The following is a 19,621-nucleotide window of genomic DNA, read 5'->3' on the forward strand; positions in this document are numbered from 1 at the left end:
AGTTCTCAAACGATATAAAATACTTTCTACTCGATATCGAAATCATTTACAAAAGTTAAATACAAGATTTTTTATATTAGCATCAATATATAATTATCAGTTAAAAAATGACTTTTGAAACAAGTCTAATGTATATTCTTTTAAGAGTTTTCAAATTTTATTGTTATAAAAATCTAATAGTTAAATTATAAATAAATTTTAAACATTGACATGTTGTATAAAATACATAATATATAAAAAAGGAATAGATTATATTTTTTTAATCTACTCCTTGATAATATTTAATATATAAAACTTTTAAGGCAATATAAATCCAGACTCCTCTTCTCCAAACATATCCCTATAATTAACTCTCACCTTTAATGACCTATACTGACCTTTTTCTAAATTATTCTTAAAACTATTGAAATAAATAAAATATCTTCCAAAGTTAATATTTTTTATATTCATAAGCTCATTCTCATAATTAATAGAATTATCAGCATTTATAGTATAACCATAAGTAGACTTAGTCATTAAATCATAGAAATAGTTTGTTTTATTAACTCCAATATAAACCTGATTCAATGAAACAGCATTATTTTTTGCATAATTATAAAGGTCTGTAAAATCCATCATAGAAAATACAGTGTCATCAGGGTCGCTTACTGAGAAGTTAATAATAGCAGTCTTCTTAAAACTATTTGCAGAAAGTCTTATAGCCTCATAATAAGCATTATCTAAAGCAGATATTCCTCCTTCGAATCTAAAATTATTAGCATTTTCTAATATTCTTAAATTGGCAGCAGAATATCCATCAGATTTATAAACCTCATCATTATAATGTATAACCATTACTTCATCATTATTAGTTAAACTCAAAGTAAAATTGCTAATCTCTTCTTTTATTCTATTTTCATAAGGTCTAGCAGCAGCACTGTCTTCAATTAAGAATATAAATCTATATTCATGAAGTTCAGGAGCGTCATATATTCCAACTTTCTTATATAAATTATCATTTTCTATAACCTCAAAGTTTTCAGCAGTAAGACCAATAATAGGATTAGTAAGTCTATCACGAACAGTTACAGAGGTTACAACAACAGGATATTTATTTAAATACTGTCTATCAACAAATACATCTAAATTAGCATAATATTCTTCTTTTCTTGTATAAACATCTATTTTACCAGATAAGAAGTCGGTAAGATAAATACTTTTATTAGCATCTTCTGTTACAGAAGTAGGAGTAGCAGTATATCTCTCAGAATTATTAAACAAAGTAAAAATATCATTATTTATATCATAATAATAAACCTTGCTTCCGTCAGCTATAAATAAATTCCCATCAGAAGCAAAAGATAATCCCCTAGGCTCATTGAATAATTCATGTTTAATAGTAGAAACATAATTTCCGTTTAAATCGAATTTCTGTACTCTTTTATTTCCCATATCAGCAACATAAATATAATTACTATCAACCACTATTCCAGCAGGAGAAAAAAACTCTCCCTCATTCTCACCCATCTTTCCAAAACTATCTAAATAATTGCCATTAACATCAAACACCACAATTCTATTATTTCCCGTATCAGAAACATATAGCCTTCCTCCATTATCAGCATATAAAGATGAAGGACCAAGCAACTGCCCATTGCTTATACCAGTATTTCCTATATTTGTAATATAATTTCCGTTATTGTCATATTTAAATATTTTATCTCTTTTAGTGTTTGCTATATATATATATCCATTATCATCAATAGTAAACCCTCTAGGATTTTCTAATTTCTCATAAGGATAAACTCTTGTTACAAACTGTATAGCCTTTCTCCACCAACTATTTTGCTGCACTTCTAATCTTTTACCATTTGATATTTTTCTTATTAAATTTCCATTTACATCAAATTGCTTTAATGAAGAATCACTATAATCTAATACATATAAAGTACCGTCTTCAAGCATTTCTATTTGTATAGGCTGGTTAATATTTTTTAAGAAATTAGCATTTGTGGAGAAGCTTTTAAGATAAATAAAATTGCTCAAAATATCTTTAGTCTCTTCAGTAACATTTGCTGTATAATATTTATTAATTTTAGAGAGTATTATAGGGTCTTGGTAGCCCATTCTAGTAATATTCATCCATTCATTAATAGCAAGATTCATATATCCAGCCTTATATAAAGCCCTGCTATACCAATATCTAATAAACTTATCCATTGGATTTGTATTAAGAGAGTTTCTAAAGCTTGCTATTGCTGCGTCATAACGTTCTTGATTATAGTAGTGTACACCTCTAATTAGCTCTCTATAGGAGTCATAGCTATCTGTGTTTACATAATACGGGGTTTTGTCTAAGGGGTATGAAAGCGATACAGTTACAAAAAAAATAACCATAAACGCTAGAAGTTTTACTCTCATAAATCCTCTTTTTTAGTTTATTTTATGGTTTTATTAAATTAAAAATAATTACAAAAAACAAATATATATAATAATAATGATAACAAAGCCCACTATCGGGATTGAACCGATGACCCTCACCTTACCATGGTGATGCTCTGCCTGCTGAGCTAAGTGGGCAATTTTTCATTTTTATTATAAAATTACAGACTAAAAAAGTCAAGCAAAAATAATATGTTTACTTTATATAGCCTATAATATTTTTAACATAATTTTTAGTTTCATCTATATTAGGTATTCTTTGCAATTTATCTACCAAAGAAGGACCTGCATTATAAGCAGATAAAGATAAATCTAATCTGCCGTCATATCTATTTAGCATTTGTGATAAATATTTAGTACCAGCCATTATATTAGTATAAGGGTCTTTAAGCATCTCTTTATCAGTTACTCCAAGACCAACTCCTGTAGAAGGCATTATCTGCATTAAACCAATAGCACCCTTGTGGCTAACGGCATTAGGCATATAATTTGATTCTTGCTTTATAACTGCTTTAATCAAATCTTCAGGCACAGAATATTTGCTAGAAGCCTCTTTAATTATATCATCATAAGTTGATGGGAAAGATGCTTTTTTATAGGCATTTAAAGCTTTAGCAAAATTATTAGCAGCAGCATCATATACGCCGAAAGAAATTTTACCATTAAATGCATCATTATTAATTTTTTTATTGCTTGTTTCTGCTGTTGCAGTATCAGTTTTATTTATATTATCTAAATTATCTAATTGACTATTATTTTTTACAGAGTTTTCGGCCATAGCTTCATTTAAATGTTCAGAGAAAGGTTTTGTAGGAGGAGTTGTATTAAGCGGAGCAAAACCTAATTGATTAAATCTCTCTTGAATCTCCCCTATTCTAACATGTATTCTTTGTACTGACTCTATCATAAAAAAATCCTTAAATTATTTTAATTGACATAATAGTCATTTTTCCATTCATCTAATTTAGACTGCTCTTCCTTATTCATTAATTTCTTATATTCTAATAACTTTTTCTCTTTCAATATTTCAACAGCCCTTCTTTGTTTAGTAGCCTCTTGTAAAATATCCTGCCTTTTTCTAAGCTCAATTCCTATTTCAGACATTTTTCTATCATGTATTGCTATTTGAGAGTTTAAAGCAAGCATATATTCTCCAAAATAAATACTCATATTAATCATTTCACTGCTGTCTTCAATAGAGTCTACTATTTTTATACCGTCATTTATTTTTAAAATGCAATTATCTTTACCCTCTTTTTCTTTGTTATATAAAGCAGAAACCTCCGCAACTTCAGCCTGTTTTTTTTTCTCTATGTTTTTTCTAAGTTTATACAAAGGCTCAAGTTTAAAATCAAATCTCTTCATAATCTTCTAACACTTAAATTATAATATTACAACATTATCTTCCTGTTTAATATTATCGGAAATTTCTTTATAGTCATTTGCACTTTTTACATCGCCATTATTAAGTAAATCCTCTTCTATTTCATTTTTAGAATAAAACATAGAAAGTAAGTTTTCTTTACTGTCAGCAAAAGTAGAAAGCTCATACATATCCTGCTGTAAATATCTGTCCATCATAGGTTTATATTCTATAGCCTTATCAACTTCAGGCATGCTTCCCTTAGCATATCCTCCAATCATAATAAGCTCTTTAACTTCATTATAATCAGCACTCATTTTCAAAAACTCTCTAGCCGCCTTTTTATGCATATTAGAAACTACTTCATTCATAATCCTAGATATGCTTTTATTTATATCAATAGCAGGGAAATGCCCTCTATTAGCTAAATCTCTAGATAAAACAATGTGCCCGTCTAATATACCTCTTACAGCATCAGTAATAGGCTCATCTAAATCATCACCCTCAACTAATACATTGTAGAAAGCTGTAATTGTGCCTTTTGATGAAGTACCAGTTCTTTCTAATAGCTGTGCCAATTCTGAAAAAACACTAGGAGTATATCCTCTTGTAGTAGGAGGCTCACCTCTAGAAAGTCCTATCTCTCTTTGAGCTAAAGCAAAACGAGTTACAGAGTCCACCATAAACATAACATCTTTACCCTGATCTCTAAAATATTCAGCTATTGTGGTAGCAGTATATGCAGCACGTACTCTCAAAAGCGGAGCATCATCACTTGTAGCAACAACAACCACACTTTTTTTTAAGCCCTCTTCTCCAAGGTCTCTCTCTATAAAATCTAATACCTCTCTTCTTCTCTCACCAATTAATGCAATAACATTAACATCAGCATTAGTGTTTCTTGCTATCATAGATAAAAGCGTAGACTTACCAACACCAGTACCGCTCATTATAGCCATACGCTGCCCCTTGCCAACTGTAAGAAGCCCGTCTATAGCACGTACACCTGTTTGTATATTCTTTTTAATTCTTGGTCTATTTAATGGATTTACAGAAGTATGATTTATAGGTATAGGAGTCTCATAAAACTTATGTCCGCCGCCGCTTAAAGGCTTACCCATACCATTTAATACAGTACCCAAAATTTTATCAGAACAAATAATAGATAAAGGCTTATCAGAAGAATAAACCATATTTCCAAAAGTAATGCCATTTACACTACCGTAAGTAGAAAGCAAAACATCTTGATTTCTAACCCCTATAACTTCAGCATCTATATATGTATCATCATTTTTATATATACGGCAAATATCTCCAAGCTTTGCAAAAGGACCTTCACTCACAACAAGAGAACCTATAACCTCTTTTACCTTACCGCAAAACTTGAGCATTGCAACATCATCGACAACCTTTCTGTATTTGTCAAAAGAGTCATGTATCTCTCTAAAAGAATGCTCTCTATCACCCTCTATTTTTCCGCCTTCAAACATAAATAAACCTTTTTATATATAGTAGTTTTTTCTTAATAATTAAAATCCTTTTATAGGCTCTACTTCTTTTATAGCAGTTTCTATTTCATTTAATTGAGTGTTAATTCTAGCATCAATGTCGCCGAAGTCTGTTTCTATCATACAGCCGCCCACATCAACATTAGGGTCTTCTAATACAGTAACACCCTCAATCTTGTCAAGCATCTGATAAAACTCATCTTTGTGCCTTGCAGAAATCTCTAAATCATCAATATTTACTCTTATAGTGATTTTAGTTCTTCCTTTAATTCTTCTTAATGCCTCTTGAATATTTCTTATTACTATACCTTTATCTTTTTCTGTAAGCATTTTTACCACCCTCTTAGCAATGAGTATAGCAACCTCTATAAGCTGAGCTTCTGCTGTATCTATTATTTCATTTCTTTTATTAATAGTTTCAGCTAATATCTTTTTTAATTTTTCATTGAGTTTAGTTAAATCATTATTGCCGTCAGCAAAAGATTTTTCAAAGCCCTCATCATAGCCTTTAGCATATCCTTCTTTGTATGCAGCATCTTTTATAGATTCAGACTCGCTTTGTATTCTCTCTTTTTCAGCATTAGCATCTTGTATGATTCTTGAAGCATCAACTTTAGCCTGTTCAGACATAATATGCACTTCATTTTGCTTAGCTTTAAAAATTTCAAAAGCCTGATTTTTAGCATCTTCTATAATTCTCTGAGCCTCATCAGCAGCCTTTCTTCTCATATCTTTTAAATCTTCTTCCCACTGAGCTCTAAGCCCTGCAATTTCAGCTTCGATATCTTCTATAGAAGGACCATGATATTCTTCCTGCTCCTCAAAATCTATCTCCTCCTGAAGCTTATGATGCGGTACAGCTATATTAACTTTCTGAGTAAGTTCAACAATACTTTTAGCCTTAAAAACCTTTTCTGGCATAATTTAAACTCCTAATTAATAATCAAAATAAATACACATCAAACAACCATTTCATCTTCACCAGCACGAGCCACAACAATGTCTCCCTGCTCTTCAAGCTTACGAATGATATTAACGATCTTTTGCTGAGCTTCTTCAACATCTTTAAGACGAACAGGTCCCATAAAGTCCATATCCTCTTTAAGCAATGCAGCAGCTCGTTTAGACATATTTCTATAAACCTTATCTTGAGCATCAGAATCAACACTCTTAAGCGCCTTAGCCAAATCGCTAGAGTCAACTTCACGTAAAACTTTTTGTATAGCTCTGTCATCAAGTAAAACAATATCTTCGAATACAAACATACGTTTCTTGATTTCTTCTGCAAGTTCCGGATCGTCCTCTTCCAAACTCTCGATAATACTTTTCTCTGTAGATCTATCAACACTGTTAATGATTTCAACTATAGAATCTATACCGCCCGCAGAAGTAAAGTCTTCACTAGCAAGTGTAGAAAGTTTTCTCTCAAGTACTCTTTCAACCTCTCTTAAAACCTCTGGAGAAGTTCTGTCCATTGTAGCAATTCTCTTAGCAACATCAGGCTGTATTTCTGAAGGCAATGCTCCTAATATGCTTGCTGCCTTTGGAGCTTCCAAATATGCCAAAATAAGTGCTATAGTTTGAGGGTGCTCACCTTGTATAAAGTTAAGTAAGTGAGCTGGGTCTGTACGGCGTATAAAATCAAATGGTCTTACTTGTAATGAAGAAGTAAGTCTATTGATTATATCGCTTGCCTTCTGGCTTCCTACAGATCTTTCAAGCAAGTCTCTAGCATAATCTATACCGCCTTGAGTTATAAAGTCTTGAGCTATCATCATCTCTTGGAATTCTCTAAATACAGCATCTTTATCGGCAGATTCAATATTCTCAAGTCTTGCAATATCAAATGTGATTTGCTCTATTTCCTCTTCGCGTAAATGCTTGAATATCTCACTAGAAGCTTCCATTCCTAAAGAAACTAAAAATATAGCAACTTTCTGACGTCCGCTTAATACGCGTTGTTTTTTTTCTTTTTCATTAGCAGCTGCAGCCATACTTAAACTCCTATTTTAATTTATAACTCAATATTTTTTATTTAACTTTGTTTATCGTCTGCCATCCAAGTACGTAGCAATTGAGCAACATCCTCTGGTCTTTCATGACTTACTCTTATAACCTCTTCCATTAATTTCTTACGAGCTGCATCCTCTAAGTTAATCTCAGTCATAGGCTCTTCATTAGCATTCATCATAGCCTGTCTGCGCATTTCCATCTGTTTGCGTTCAAGCTCTTCTTCTCTAAGTCTACGTCTTCTAGCAAGCTCTTTCTGTATATATCTGATTATAAGCACTAATATAAACAATGCTAATAATCCTATCATAGAAATTATAAGAACTCTCTTTATAAAATTGTTTCTTAATAATTTAGCATCTTCTGCATTAAATCTATCCCAATGGTCAAACTGAATATGTGTTACACTAACTTGGTCGCCTCTTTTTAAATCATACCCTATAGCTGCCTGTACTAATGCTGTAACATTCTTTATCTCATCAGCAGTTACTGGATGATATTCTCTTAAATAACTAGTACCGTTAGTAATAATAGCATTGCCATTAGCATCATAAACCTTTGTCCATCTTCCGTCTAAAGCAACAGCAGCTGATATTTTACCTATCTGATAGCTTCCTTTCTTTATAGCTTCATATCTTTTACTTAATTCATAGTTATCTTGGCTATCTGTTTTTGTATATGTCTGCCATCTGTCTGTTTTATCTTTATATCCAGGAGGAACATTCTCTTCTGCACCAGCAGCTCCTTGCGGTATAAATTGCTGACCTTTCCAATCCTCTGTTACTGTACGGCTTGATACTTGAACTTTGTTTGTAAATTGGCTGTCATCATAAGGTGTTGCTGGGTCATCTTCTTTAAGTATTATAGGAAGTACTAAATTATTTGTTATGCTAATATCGTCCCATATAAGCTCTAATGCTATTGTTGTCTCTACTCTGTTTGTATATATTCTTCCTAATGTTTGTCTTATTTTATTTTCTATCTTCTTTCTCTCTCTATCAACTATTTTCAACTCTTCTTGAGCTACTTTTAATTTTAAGTTAGCAGCTTCATCTGTAAAATCAGTTAATACATAGCCTGTACTGTCTGTAATTGTTACGAACTCTGGCTTTAATTTATCAACACCCATAGCTATTAATTGCTGCAAGCCTCTAACTGTTTTTGGATCTCTTAAAACATCCTCTTTAAAAGGCTGTGCTTTAATTACTACTGATGCTGTAACAGGAGAATCTACATCTGTTAAATATTCTTTCTTAGGAAATGCTAAATCAACTGTAGCCTCTTGTACAAAATCTAATTTAGTTAAAAGTTGTGTTATTGCTTTTGTTAATGATCTTCTTTTGTTAATATCCAATTCTGCATCTGTTATACCGATACGAGGAGCATCAAATAATTCCCAGCCGTCTACTCCCATCGGCATTCTGCCTTCTTTTACCAATTCTAATTCTGCTTTGGCTTTGTCAGCTTCATTGTTTAATGTAATAAATCCATTTCTATATTGATACTTTATATTGTTTGAATCCAAAACAGCTATAACATTTCTTGCATCTTCTTGTGTTAGTGCATTTTGAAATAATAATGTACCTGCCCTTCTAGAAGTAAAAAATACTGTAGCTACTATTGCACCTAAAGCAACTACTAATACCCCTATAAGTATAGCTTTTTGTACTTTTGTAGTTTTTGCGAAAATATTTTTTACTTGCCCTATTAATTTATTCACAAAATCCATTAGAATACCACCTTAAAAAGTTCTCTTTATATTGTATCGGATATAGTTATGTTTACTTTATAAAAAAATTATGTTTATTTCCAAATTTTTTATATGTTTTATATATTAGTTTACATAATTATTTTTGTCAATAAGTAAACATAATATTTTTGACTCTTTATATTACTTTTTTTACTTTTTTAAGGTTTCAGCATAATTTTTTGCAATTTTTGTAATTTTTACAAATTAAAGATTTTTTATATAATTTTCAACCAAATCTAAAGAAAATAATACACTTAGCTTTCTAATATTCTCTCTATCGCCATAAAATATATTTTCATAAGCTTTTATATAATTTTCTGCTGATATGCACACGTATACCAAACCGACAGGCTTATCTTCAGTTCCCCCATTTGGACCTGCTATGCCGCTTATTGCTATAGATATATCACTATTCATTATTTTTCTGCTATTTTCTGCCATTTCTAATACACATTCCTCACTTACTGCTCCATATTTTTCTAATGTTTCCTCTCTTACATTTATAATTTTATGCTTTACTTCATTGGAATATGTTACAAAAGAGCCTTCAAAGCATTCTGATGAGCCGCTTACAGATGTTATATGGGCTGCAAATAATCCGCCTGTACATGACTCTGCTGATGTTATTTTTAATCCTTTTTCTATTAATAATTCAACAACTTCTTTCGCTTTATAATAATTCATATTAAAACCTTCTATTTTTTTAAATATATAAAATTTTATATAAAACTTAATAAAAAATAATTTTTTTACTTAAAAAATTTCATTAATTTATAATAAAAGATTATTAATAATAGTTTACAAAATAAATAATAATTTTGCAACAAAAATAAAACTTATAATAAATTATTAATCTTAAATAATACTACTCAAAAATGATATTCCATTATCTGGCAATTTCTTATTAAAATATTCAGCAGCTGTTTGACCTATATCTGCTAAAGTATCCCTTTTTCCAATATATTTAGGTTCTTTAACATTTTTATATATTAATATAGGAACCATTTCTCTAGTATGATGTGAATGACCTATTTTAGGGTCATTTCCATGGTCTGCTGTTATTATTAATATATCATCATCATCTAAAAGCCCCATTAAAACAGATAATCTCTCATCAACTATTTCTAATACACTAGCATATTTTTTAGCATTTTCCTGATGACCTGCTAAATCTGTTTCTTGTATATTAGCACAAAAGAAACCAACCTTATTATTTTCTACTTCTTCTATTAATTTATCCATAACCAATCTGCTATCAACAGCAAATATTGATTTACCAAATCTATTTTCTACTATATCAGCAACTTTACCAATTAATACAGTATTAACATCATTTCCTAATATTGTTGGAAGCTGAACATCGCTATTAATGCCATAACCCATATGCTGAACTCTATAACCCTTATTATAAACGCCAGATTTAGGAGCACTCACACCAGCAAAAACACCGTCCTTACATTCATACGCATTTTTTATATCTTCAATACTAACATCTTCTCCGCCAAATGTTATAACTCTTGGAACTTTCACTAATCTTCTAACTATTCTACCAATTTCTAGTAATTCATCAAAAGAAATTTTATCAAAAGTTCCTGTTATATTGTAAACCTGCCCTAAATCTGCCTCTAAATTATCTCCTATAGATAAACAATCATTAACTATTAAAATCTTTCTATCATTGCCATATCTTTCAACACTATAACCATTCTTTATCAACTCACTTTCTATAGTATCTATATTCTCATAAAATGCCTCTTTCTTAGGTTTTTTAGGCTCAGTTCCCATTAATTCCTGATGCCCATAAAACGTATCACACCCATCATGCTTAAGATTACATACACCATACATCGCTTCTTTAGAAAATTTTGTGTTATCTATCTCTAAATTAGTAGCATTAGCTATTCCAAGTTTCGCTAAGTTTGGAATATTAACATTATTTCCTGTTAATACATTTCTATAAGTATTAGCACCGATATCTTGAGGTCTCACATCTTTAACATCTTCCATCTCACCTATTCCAAAACTATCTAAAACTATAACTATAAATCTTTTCATATAGAATTCCCTCCCTATTTTATTCTTCCTAAACTATCGTATATACCAACTATTTTTGGATTTCCTGTTTTTATTCCTTCTATCAATACAACATCACTTCTTGTAACAAATATCTGTGTCCTAAAAGAAGAAATAACAGCATCACCAATATTAACATTTTTATTATCATTATCAAAATCAAAATAATAATCAATATTATCTAAAGAAGGTATATTAACTTTAAAATCCATCAAATGTTGAGCATCATTACCAACTAATAATTTACTCATATGAGATCGTCTATAATAACCGCCTCCATAAAAATATGATTTTGACTTTAAATTATGAGAAATCTCTGATAAATAAATTATAGCAGGTTTTTCTTGTCCAAAATTTTTAGCATTAAATGGAGTGGTTCCTGTCAAAGCATGACCTGGCTCGCCATGAGTTCCTCCATATTCTTTAATATATTTTATATTTTCTAATGAAGTAGTAGACGGCATATTAAGCTGTTCAGCTTTAACACCATATTCATTTAATATACTATTGCATTTATGTATTGTTTCAATATTTCTAGTAGCTTCTATTTTTTTTAAATCATCATTATACAAAAAACATGGAAAAGAAGTAATACCATTTATTCTAATATTTTTAAGAGGTAAAATTTTATCTATATGTTTTTTTATCTCATCTAAATAAAACCCTCCATATTGACCTGGGTATATTGTATCATTATTATCAATGACTTTTATCATTATATCTTGAACTTTTCCAACCTTTTCTGCCGCTTTATTTATTTCTAATATTTTATCTAGAGAATAAACTGTAATGATATCTGAACCATATTTAACAACTTCTTCAATCATTTTACTTGGAATTTGAACCAAATGACCTACATTACCCAATTTTATATTATTATTAATCATCACCTGAGCTTCTTTAAAATCTACAGTTACAATACCCAAATATCCAATATCAACAATTTTTTTAGCTATGTACGGCACTCTGCCTATTTGTTTAGTCATAGCGTACAACTTTATATTATTTTTATTTGCCTCTTCTAAAATTCTTGAAGCATTTTCTAAAACAGTGTCAACATCAATAACATAAGAATCAGGCAATATTAATCCTCTTTTGTGAAAATCTAAAGCAATATTTATTAAATCAAAATTATTATTTCTTACAACATCTAAAAACATATTATTAAGCCTTTTTTAATAACTCATAACTTTCTTTTAATATTCTAATTATAGTATTTACACCCGCTCTATTTGGATTTATTCTTATCATTCTTTTCTTTAATGTAGGATCTGTTTTTATAAATGTACCAGAAACTCTATAAAACAGTGGAGAAAACTCATATTTCGATTCAGCTCCAACAGGATTAGGCAAAGCTCCAAGTTTTTCAGAATGTTTTAAAATATCTTCAGCTATTTCCTCATTGAATTCCACAATAATAACTTTAGATTGAGCATTAACTAAATATGCTTTTTTTATAAAATTAATATTTCCACTATTTAATATATTTAATAAACTATCATTAACCTCCCCTTGAATCGCCAACGATACAGGTGCATAAACCAATCCCCTCAATACATCTAAAGCCTCATGCCCTTGAACTTGACCGCCTCCTGAATAATTTGATGCTATAACCTTATCTACATATTTACTATCTCCAACTAAACATCCTACTCCTTCAGGACCAAGTAACTTAAATGTAGAAAAAGCTGATAAATTAGCTCCTAACTCAATACCTATACCGCTTACTTTCATCACAGCATAATTATCATCTGTTATTATTGGAATATTATATTTCTTTATTACATTTATTACATCTTTCATTTTATAAGAATCATCTATTTTTTGACGAGTATATTGTATAAGAGAAGCATCAACTTTATTATTTTTTAATATATTTTCAAGTTCTTCTAAATTATTATAGTCTGCTTCTAAAGTTTCAATATTCATAAGTTTGAAAGATACTTCAGTTGTTGGATATATTGGAGCTTTATGTATAAGAATTTTTCTAACAGTTTTATCTCCAAATAGACTATATAATCCCCATTTTATAGCAGCCGTTCCAGCCCCCCTCACCAAAACGCATTTCTCAGCATTAAAAAATTCTGCTATAACTTCTTCTGCCTTTAATGTAGTAGCAGGCTTATTTAAACCGCTTATAACCCCCAAATCACCCCTTGTTAATATTTCACTTCCTTTAAAGTGTTTTGTAATAATATCAACTAATCTAAATTGTTTTTCTTTTGCTTCATCTATCTTTATAGATTCTAATGGATATGTATTCATGTTTTATTTCCTATTTTTTATAATCCAAGTATCTTTTTAGGATTCTCTACTAATAATTTATTTATTTTATGTTCTTCTATACCCGCTTCCAAAAGTCTAGGCACGAATTCTTTTATTAAATATGCATAACCTATTCCCCCATTAACTTTTAGATGCGATCTTCTAGTTATATCTACAGAAAGTATTAATTTATCTTCCCAATTATTATCACAAAGCTCTTTTATAAACCTAACCCTCGTTTCTTCTGGTAAATAACTAATCTTTCCTATAGTATCAAAAGCTATATAAACACCTCTATCTAATAAACTTTTTATATAATCCAAATCATTAGCCAAATCAGTATGCCCCAATATAACATGCTCTAAATTAGCTCCGTTTTCCTTAAGTATATCAAGCTGCTCATGCCCTAACTTACCTAAACTAGTATGAGTAGTAATGAATACCCCTGTTTCTTTCTGTGCCAATGTAGAAGCGATAAATACCTTTTTCTCATTTTCAGTAACAACATCAAAACCCGTACCAATTTCTCCAATAAAAGAAGCCTTCTTGCTAGAATTATCTATACCCTTTTCAATATCATTAATCATTATATTAGCAAGATAATCTATACTAGATTCTGATACATAATTTGGAAGAAAGGGATCTTTATAATATCCAGTAGACATATATATATCTATACCTGTTTCTTTCTCCATTCTCATTACATAATTAACATCTCTTCCTATACCAATATTTGATACATCCACTATTCTTGATACACCTAAATTTTTTATCTCTAAAAATTCATTCTTACTATCTTCAAATAAATCTAATTTGCAATCTATATTATTTTTTTCTTTAGATAAGTCTATAGTTATATGTTCATGCATATAAGTTATATCTTTAAACATAATATTTATCCTTTTATCATATTTTAAATAATCTGTTATCCTTATCTTTTAATGGATAATCTAAAAAATAATCTATAAAAAGTTTAGGGCGAAATTCTTGATTAATCATTTTTGCTATTTCTAAAATATTATATAATCCATCTTTCCCTTCTCTGGCAGCTATAACGATTGAACTTCCTAATTCTCCCATAGGTATACTTAATGCTGTACAATTAAGCATATTCAAAACTTTTATATACTTTTTATTAGATTTTTTCTGTATAGATAAAGTTTTTTCTCCCATAATTCCAAAAACACTATCTCCAATACCATCAATATCAATATCCCTTTCAATATAAATAAAAATATCATAAGAAGAAAAAATATTCTTTAACTCTAAAATTAAATCTTCTCTAAAAAATAAATCTTTATCTTCTATAATATTAAACTCATAATCTTTTAATTTATTTGTAATAGAGCAATTAATTTCAGATGTTAATAAAATATTTATTTTTTTACTAACATCTGAATTAACATTATCTTTTAAAAATAATTTTGCTGCATTAAACAAATCTTCAAAATTCTGAGCTATTATTCCTATTCCGGATACAAAATCTATATTGTCAGTAGACTTTCTTTTTGAACTTCCTTTAAGTCCAATCCCTGAAAGTAAAATAGAATATAAATTTAATGCTATAGCAGGTGCTAAAACAGAACCTCCTCCGTCAGTAGCAATAGCAATAGTGTTAAGTCCATATAATACATTAATAGCACTTCCGCTCGATGAGCCTGACATAACTTTTCCGCTTATAGGATTAATCAATTTTATATCTATAGCACGTCCTCTATCTGAAGAATTATCCAGTGTATTCCAAACATAATTATTATTCAAAAATATTTGTATTATAGAATTATCAATTTGACTTGTATTCTTTACACCAAAAGTCTTCCAATATTTAGAATCTATTTTAAATAAATCTAATATAACATTTGGATTTTGTTCTTTTACACTTTTACCAATAAATTCATTGGTTCTATAAATTCCAGATAAAATCTTTATATTCACTTTACTTACAGCCTTAATATAAACCTATTAAATTTAATATATTTAATAATATACCAAGCAATATTGCCGCCACAGGACCAACTGCTATATCTACTAAAGGTTTTTTAGATGTTTTATTTATAGTATATAATCCCGCAACAAACAAATATCCTAATCCAGGTGCCATTTCTCCAGCCGCTATCATACTTCCAACAAGTAATGATATCTCTAATACTTTAGACATAGATGTTCTAATCTGATCCCCACATTCTTTAACACCAGGAAATCTATCTAACAATTTCGCTATATTTTCTAAAGCTAATATTTCTATTACAATAACTAAAGCTCCCCCTACAAAAGCAATAAAAGGATTTCTAATAAATATTCCTACAGCAAATACAAATGTCATACCAGCAGGTGCATATACTCCTGTAGCAATTGAAGTAGTGGCTACCAAAGGTATAAAACCTAATGCTCTAGCTAAAGCAGTTAATCCAGCTTCCGAGAATTTATTTTCAGCCAAAAGATTTAATGAAATAGGATCGCCCGCAACTAAATTAAGACTTACAGCTGATGATATTATTCCTCCCATTAAACCTAAAATTAATACATTGCTTTTTATCTGTTTAACTCTCTCAGCAAATATATTAAGAAGCATTTCATTTGAATTAGATACATTATCTTTTTTATCTCTTACAGCAAATATAATCATTATTATCATACCAACCAATAAAGCCATTCCGTCTGGATTTAATACAACCTTACTATCATTTAAAGCAAATGTTCCATATTTTGCTATAATTTGTCTAATTATCACTGTAAGAGCAAAACTAAATAATCCCTTTTTGAAACCATATTGATATCCAACAACCAATGAAGGGAAAACAGAAAAAGCAACTATTATTGGAGAACCAACTTTACCTAAAGAAGGCAAAAAGTTAACAGGCAATTTTGAAAATAAATCAACAACCCAATTAAGTCCTATTGTTATTAATAGTCCATATACACCGCCTGATATAATAGACAAAACCAACCCTTTCTTATCTTTTGGAAATATTGTTCCTATAATATCAGTTCCTAATAAAATACTGTGAATTAATATTATTGGAGTAGTTAGTGAAAATGGTATTCCATACCCAATAACCAAACCAAAACTTAATGCAAAACTAGTGGCAAATAAGGCTTTTCTATCCATTCTTCCCTCTAAATATTCAGGGAAAATAGGTCTTAAACCATCATTAAATACTGCCACACCTCTATTCGCTAATAAACTAGCTAAAGCTCCTAATAAAACTGCTACTACATATTTCATTATTTATTCTCCAAATTATAAAATTATATTATTTTAATAACTCACCCATAATTATTGGTACAACTTGTTCTATGTGCTGTGCTGTAAATCCAAATGCCTTTTTACCGCTAGCTACCTCTTTTATTATCTCTTCATCAGATTTTATGTTACCCGGCATAGAAATAGTAGAACATTTATCAGCACCTAATAAAGCTATAGCCATAGCTAAAGCACCACCCCCGCCTGTATTACAAGCACCAAGATAAATATCCGCTGCATTATTTTTTATATCCATAGCAGCTTCTATATCTGTTTTTACTACAACAGATGCCCTATCCCCAGCTATGCTGCTTACTAAATCAGCTAGCTTTTTTTTGTCAATTTGACCGCCTATAACTATTCTTAACATAAAATTACTCCATATTTTTTATTTATTAAATATTTTCTAATATAACGCAAATATTAACTAATATATATTTCTTCTCATCTTCTGGAAATGAAATATTTGAAATAGATAAAATATCATCATAAATCTCTAAAACTTTTTTATAATTTTCGTTTTCTAATACCTCTTGATAAGCAGATACATCTATTGATTTTATATCTTCATTCTTCTTAACACGCATAATTGCCATAGATATATGAGTTATCATCATAGAAGCATTTTCTTCTGTTAAAATTATATTGTACTTATCTTTAAACATATTGATGATTTTCATCATTATGTCCTTTGTATCTGTATCTATTACAGATGATGAATGTAAAATTTCTAATCTTGTTTCTAAATTCATAATAATTATCCTATTTTTAAATTAATTTAAATTTTTCCTTCTTAAAAAATTTTTTAAATATTCTCCTAACTATATCATTATCTTTATTGATAACAATAACAGCCTCAGTAGCTAATAAATTACTATCATTATCTGCAATATCCTCCACAACTATACCATTACTTTTAAGAGTAAACATTTTATCTAAAATATCATCATAATTCCAAATAGCAGCATCTATAGTTTTATCTAAAAGCCTATCTATAACCTCTGAATATTTTATATCAACCATTTTTATATCTTTCATATTCTTAAAATTGAATTTAGTTAAAAATAAATGGTCATTAGAATCATAATCCATGCCAATAATAGATATATCCTGATCTTGTCTTTTTAAAATAACATGTTTTGTAACATAAGACCTATAGCCAAATTCTTCTATAATTTCTAAATTTAACCCCGATGATATAGCTTCTATAGCTGCTAATTTTGATACTATTCCAAAATTATATACATTTTCAATCAATAATTTTAATCTAATATATCCTCCCCTCATATGAGCAAAATATAATGGAATAGGAAGATTAAAACTATTATTTATATTATCCATTATTTTCTTATATATTTTAGAATAAGTTATTGGCATTACACACAATAAATATTTATATCCGAGAATTTCAAAAAGTTTTAAATATTCTATATTTTTTATTGAAGTACCATATTTACCTTTTTTATATAGATTAACAATATTGTTTTTATCTAATATTTGCAATACTTTATGTATAGTACCTAATGAGAGATTAAATCTTTCTGAATAATTCATAATAGTATCTATGTTATCACCTATATTTCTAGATAGAATATCTTTGGATATTTCATAAATTCCTATTTGTTTATTATTCATACACCCTCCTTATCTTCATTATTTTGAAAATAAGAACTTCATTATAATCGAATTATAAAATATGTCAATACACATCGCTATTTTTTATTGCACAGGTGCCAAACATATTGCAGTTAGGAATTCCTTAATTTCTTAAAGTATAGCATAGGCGTATCATAATTTAAAGCAGAGTGTATTCGTTTACGCATCTGCGGGCATTCGCCTAATTGAAAAAGTTATTATATTTTCTTAATTTTAGATTAGCTTTCTCTAAGGTTAATTCTTTAGTACAAAAATCATAAAATTCTTTTTGGTCTTGTCCTTGTGTACTTTCTACTACACCATTATACCAAGGTGATGCAATTGGACTATAAACCCTTTTAATATAGTTTTTCTTACAAAATATATCTAATGGGTGTTCTATGTCAAATGAATGTTTACGGTAAGTAAATTCTGTACCATTGTCTGTTTGAATACAATGTACTCTAAAAGGAAAATAATCTATAAGTCGTTTCATAAAATCAATGGTACTGTAAGGACTTTTTTCATCATATAAATATCTAAAGCTCATTCTCGTTGCTATATCTACAGCAGTAAACTGATAATAACGTATTTCACCAAAAAAAGCATATTTGACATCTATTTGTACCTTTTCTCCTGCTTCCTTGATATAAATCGCATGTTTTCCTTTATGCTTTCTCTTAATTTTTTTCTTTTTGCTCCTATACAAATTATTTTCTTTTAGGACAGTTTCTATAGCTGTTGTTCCTACTTTAATGTCTTCTAACTCTAATTGTTTTTTTATTTTTAATTTACCATAACCGTATAATTTTCTTATTTCAATTATTCTTTTAATAATCTTTTTATTTTTCAATTTATTTTTATTAGTTTTAGGTGCAGTAGATTTAGGTTTTATAATAGAATAAGTTTCTAATTGGCTTTTCCAATAATAATATGTTCTAATACTAATCTTATATTTTAAAGCTAATACTTCTTTATTCTTAACTTTATTGATTTTTAGAACTATCTTTTTTCTTTGATTTGAAGTATATTCTTTCATAGGTATTCCTTTTGTTTTATTTTAGTTAATTAAATTATAAGGAATACCTGATTTTTTTAAACTAAAAAACGTGCAATATCTGTGGCTCCTAAACAATCGCTATTTTTTATGTCATGGAGCCATAGATATTGTACTTTTACTTGCTATAATATTTTTGATTCTTTCTTTGATTGTAATATAACCTAGCGAAGAAATCAATCTTTGATTGTTATAAAAATGTGTATATTCTTTTAATTTTTCTCTCAATAATTCTACTGTGATATTTTTATTTAATCGTGAATAAAATTCTCTTTCGTCTATGCCGTGTACTCTT

General features: G+C 29.1%; 18 protein-coding genes, 1 tRNA gene and 1 pseudogene. All 20 read right to left on the bottom strand.

Translation table 11 applies throughout. The features are described from left to right. Positions 1-297: 297 nt before the first annotated feature. Positions 298-2,400: a 6-bladed beta-propeller gene (locus EPJ72_RS02895; RefSeq protein ID WP_147730752.1), complete on the bottom strand. Its 2,103-nt coding sequence runs from the start codon at positions 2,398-2,400 to the stop codon at positions 298-300. 86 nt (positions 2,401-2,486) lie between these two features. Beyond that, a tRNA-Thr gene (locus EPJ72_RS02900) sits at positions 2,487-2,559 on the bottom strand. 58 nt (positions 2,560-2,617) lie between these two features. Then, the gene (locus EPJ72_RS02905) at positions 2,618-3,328 is read right to left on the bottom strand and encodes a lytic transglycosylase domain-containing protein (protein ID WP_147730753.1); all 711 of its coding nucleotides are present in this window, start codon (positions 3,326-3,328) and stop codon (positions 2,618-2,620) included. Positions 3,329-3,348: 20 nt separating this feature from the next. After that, positions 3,349-3,786, bottom strand: a complete 438-nt coding sequence (locus tag EPJ72_RS02910) for a flagellar FliJ family protein (protein WP_147730754.1) — start codon at positions 3,784-3,786, stop codon at positions 3,349-3,351. An 18-nt stretch (positions 3,787-3,804) separates the two neighbouring features. Beyond that, positions 3,805-5,274 carry a FliI/YscN family ATPase gene (locus tag EPJ72_RS02915; RefSeq protein WP_147730755.1) on the bottom strand — a complete coding sequence of 490 codons (1,470 nt, stop codon included), beginning with the start codon at positions 5,272-5,274 and terminating at the stop codon, positions 3,805-3,807. Between the two features lie 39 nt (positions 5,275-5,313). Further along, positions 5,314-6,213 (bottom strand): flagellar assembly protein FliH, encoded by a 900-nt coding sequence (gene fliH / locus EPJ72_RS02920; protein WP_147730756.1) that lies wholly within the window; start codon positions 6,211-6,213, stop codon positions 5,314-5,316. Between the two features lie 38 nt (positions 6,214-6,251). Then, on the bottom strand, positions 6,252-7,286 hold the full coding sequence (gene fliG / locus EPJ72_RS02925) for a flagellar motor switch protein FliG (protein WP_147730757.1): 1,035 nt from the start codon (positions 7,284-7,286) through the stop codon (positions 6,252-6,254). A gap of 41 nt (positions 7,287-7,327) precedes the next feature. Then, positions 7,328-9,031, bottom strand: coding sequence for a flagellar basal-body MS-ring/collar protein FliF (gene fliF / locus EPJ72_RS02930; protein WP_147730758.1), 1,704 nt, complete (start codon positions 9,029-9,031; stop codon positions 7,328-7,330). A gap of 225 nt (positions 9,032-9,256) precedes the next feature. Next, positions 9,257-9,736, bottom strand: a complete 480-nt coding sequence (locus tag EPJ72_RS02935; RefSeq protein WP_147730759.1) for a CinA family protein — start codon at positions 9,734-9,736, stop codon at positions 9,257-9,259. Between the two features lie 171 nt (positions 9,737-9,907). Continuing rightward, positions 9,908-11,107 carry a phosphopentomutase gene (locus EPJ72_RS02940; RefSeq protein WP_147730760.1) on the bottom strand — a complete coding sequence of 400 codons (1,200 nt, stop codon included), beginning with the start codon at positions 11,105-11,107 and terminating at the stop codon, positions 9,908-9,910. A gap of 14 nt (positions 11,108-11,121) precedes the next feature. Next, positions 11,122-12,285, bottom strand: coding sequence for a YhfX family PLP-dependent enzyme (locus EPJ72_RS02945; RefSeq protein ID WP_147730761.1), 1,164 nt, complete (start codon positions 12,283-12,285; stop codon positions 11,122-11,124). 4 nt (positions 12,286-12,289) lie between these two features. Then, positions 12,290-13,390 carry an aminotransferase class V-fold PLP-dependent enzyme gene (locus EPJ72_RS02950; protein ID WP_147730762.1) on the bottom strand — a complete coding sequence of 367 codons (1,101 nt, stop codon included), beginning with the start codon at positions 13,388-13,390 and terminating at the stop codon, positions 12,290-12,292. 17 nt (positions 13,391-13,407) lie between these two features. After that, the gene (locus tag EPJ72_RS02955; protein ID WP_147730763.1) at positions 13,408-14,280 is read right to left on the bottom strand and encodes a phosphotriesterase family protein; all 873 of its coding nucleotides are present in this window, start codon (positions 14,278-14,280) and stop codon (positions 13,408-13,410) included. Between the two features lie 16 nt (positions 14,281-14,296). After that, on the bottom strand, positions 14,297-15,325 hold the full coding sequence (locus EPJ72_RS02960) for an amidase family protein (protein WP_147730764.1): 1,029 nt from the start codon (positions 15,323-15,325) through the stop codon (positions 14,297-14,299). Between the two features lie 13 nt (positions 15,326-15,338). Then, positions 15,339-16,616 carry a YhfT family protein gene (locus tag EPJ72_RS02965; RefSeq protein ID WP_147730765.1) on the bottom strand — a complete coding sequence of 426 codons (1,278 nt, stop codon included), beginning with the start codon at positions 16,614-16,616 and terminating at the stop codon, positions 15,339-15,341. Between the two features lie 28 nt (positions 16,617-16,644). Beyond that, positions 16,645-17,004: a DUF2620 domain-containing protein gene (locus EPJ72_RS02970; RefSeq protein WP_147730766.1), complete on the bottom strand. Its 360-nt coding sequence runs from the start codon at positions 17,002-17,004 to the stop codon at positions 16,645-16,647. Positions 17,005-17,029: 25 nt separating this feature from the next. Further along, the gene (locus EPJ72_RS02975; protein ID WP_147730767.1) at positions 17,030-17,386 is read right to left on the bottom strand and encodes a PRD domain-containing protein; all 357 of its coding nucleotides are present in this window, start codon (positions 17,384-17,386) and stop codon (positions 17,030-17,032) included. A gap of 16 nt (positions 17,387-17,402) precedes the next feature. Beyond that, entirely contained in the window at positions 17,403-18,269 is an 867-nt protein-coding gene (locus EPJ72_RS02980) for a YhfZ family protein (RefSeq protein WP_147730768.1), read from the bottom strand. Between the two features lie 113 nt (positions 18,270-18,382). Beyond that, a pseudogene (locus EPJ72_RS02985) lies at positions 18,383-19,308 on the bottom strand (transposase). A gap of 111 nt (positions 19,309-19,419) precedes the next feature. Continuing rightward, the coding region (locus EPJ72_RS12980) for an IS3 family transposase (protein WP_158636870.1) at positions 19,420-19,621 on the bottom strand (202 nt) is incomplete at its 5' end.

It is taken from the genome of Brachyspira pilosicoli (assembly GCF_008016535.1).
Taxonomy (GTDB): Bacteria; Spirochaetota; Brachyspiria; order Brachyspirales; family Brachyspiraceae; genus Brachyspira; species Brachyspira pilosicoli_A.

What these genes read in the sequence shown, in the direction of transcription:
- EPJ72_RS02895 (WP_147730752.1), bottom strand. Translation starts at nt 2,400, where the DNA reads ATGAGAGTAAAACTTCTAGCGTTTATGGTTATTTTTTTTGTAACTGTA.
- EPJ72_RS02905 (WP_147730753.1), bottom strand. Translation starts at nt 3,328, where the DNA reads ATGATAGAGTCAGTACAAAGAATACATGTTAGAATAGGGGAGATTCAA.
- EPJ72_RS02910 (WP_147730754.1), bottom strand. Translation starts at nt 3,786, where the DNA reads ATGAAGAGATTTGATTTTAAACTTGAGCCTTTGTATAAACTTAGAAAA.
- EPJ72_RS02915 (WP_147730755.1), bottom strand. Translation starts at nt 5,274, where the DNA reads ATGTTTGAAGGCGGAAAAATAGAGGGTGATAGAGAGCATTCTTTTAGA.
- fliH (WP_147730756.1), bottom strand. Translation starts at nt 6,213, where the DNA reads ATGCCAGAAAAGGTTTTTAAGGCTAAAAGTATTGTTGAACTTACTCAG.
- fliG (WP_147730757.1), bottom strand. Translation starts at nt 7,286, where the DNA reads ATGGCTGCAGCTGCTAATGAAAAAGAAAAAAAACAACGCGTATTAAGC.
- fliF (WP_147730758.1), bottom strand. Translation starts at nt 9,031, where the DNA reads ATGGATTTTGTGAATAAATTAATAGGGCAAGTAAAAAATATTTTCGCA.
- EPJ72_RS02935 (WP_147730759.1), bottom strand. Translation starts at nt 9,736, where the DNA reads ATGAATTATTATAAAGCGAAAGAAGTTGTTGAATTATTAATAGAAAAA.
- EPJ72_RS02940 (WP_147730760.1), bottom strand. Translation starts at nt 11,107, where the DNA reads ATGAAAAGATTTATAGTTATAGTTTTAGATAGTTTTGGAATAGGTGAG.
- EPJ72_RS02945 (WP_147730761.1), bottom strand. Translation starts at nt 12,285, where the DNA reads ATGTTTTTAGATGTTGTAAGAAATAATAATTTTGATTTAATAAATATT.
- EPJ72_RS02950 (WP_147730762.1), bottom strand. Translation starts at nt 13,390, where the DNA reads ATGAATACATATCCATTAGAATCTATAAAGATAGATGAAGCAAAAGAA.
- EPJ72_RS02955 (WP_147730763.1), bottom strand. Translation starts at nt 14,280, where the DNA reads ATGTTTAAAGATATAACTTATATGCATGAACATATAACTATAGACTTA.
- EPJ72_RS02965 (WP_147730765.1), bottom strand. Translation starts at nt 16,616, where the DNA reads ATGAAATATGTAGTAGCAGTTTTATTAGGAGCTTTAGCTAGTTTATTA.
- EPJ72_RS02970 (WP_147730766.1), bottom strand. Translation starts at nt 17,004, where the DNA reads ATGTTAAGAATAGTTATAGGCGGTCAAATTGACAAAAAAAAGCTAGCT.
- EPJ72_RS02975 (WP_147730767.1), bottom strand. Translation starts at nt 17,386, where the DNA reads ATGAATTTAGAAACAAGATTAGAAATTTTACATTCATCATCTGTAATA.
- EPJ72_RS02980 (WP_147730768.1), bottom strand. Translation starts at nt 18,269, where the DNA reads ATGAATAATAAACAAATAGGAATTTATGAAATATCCAAAGATATTCTA.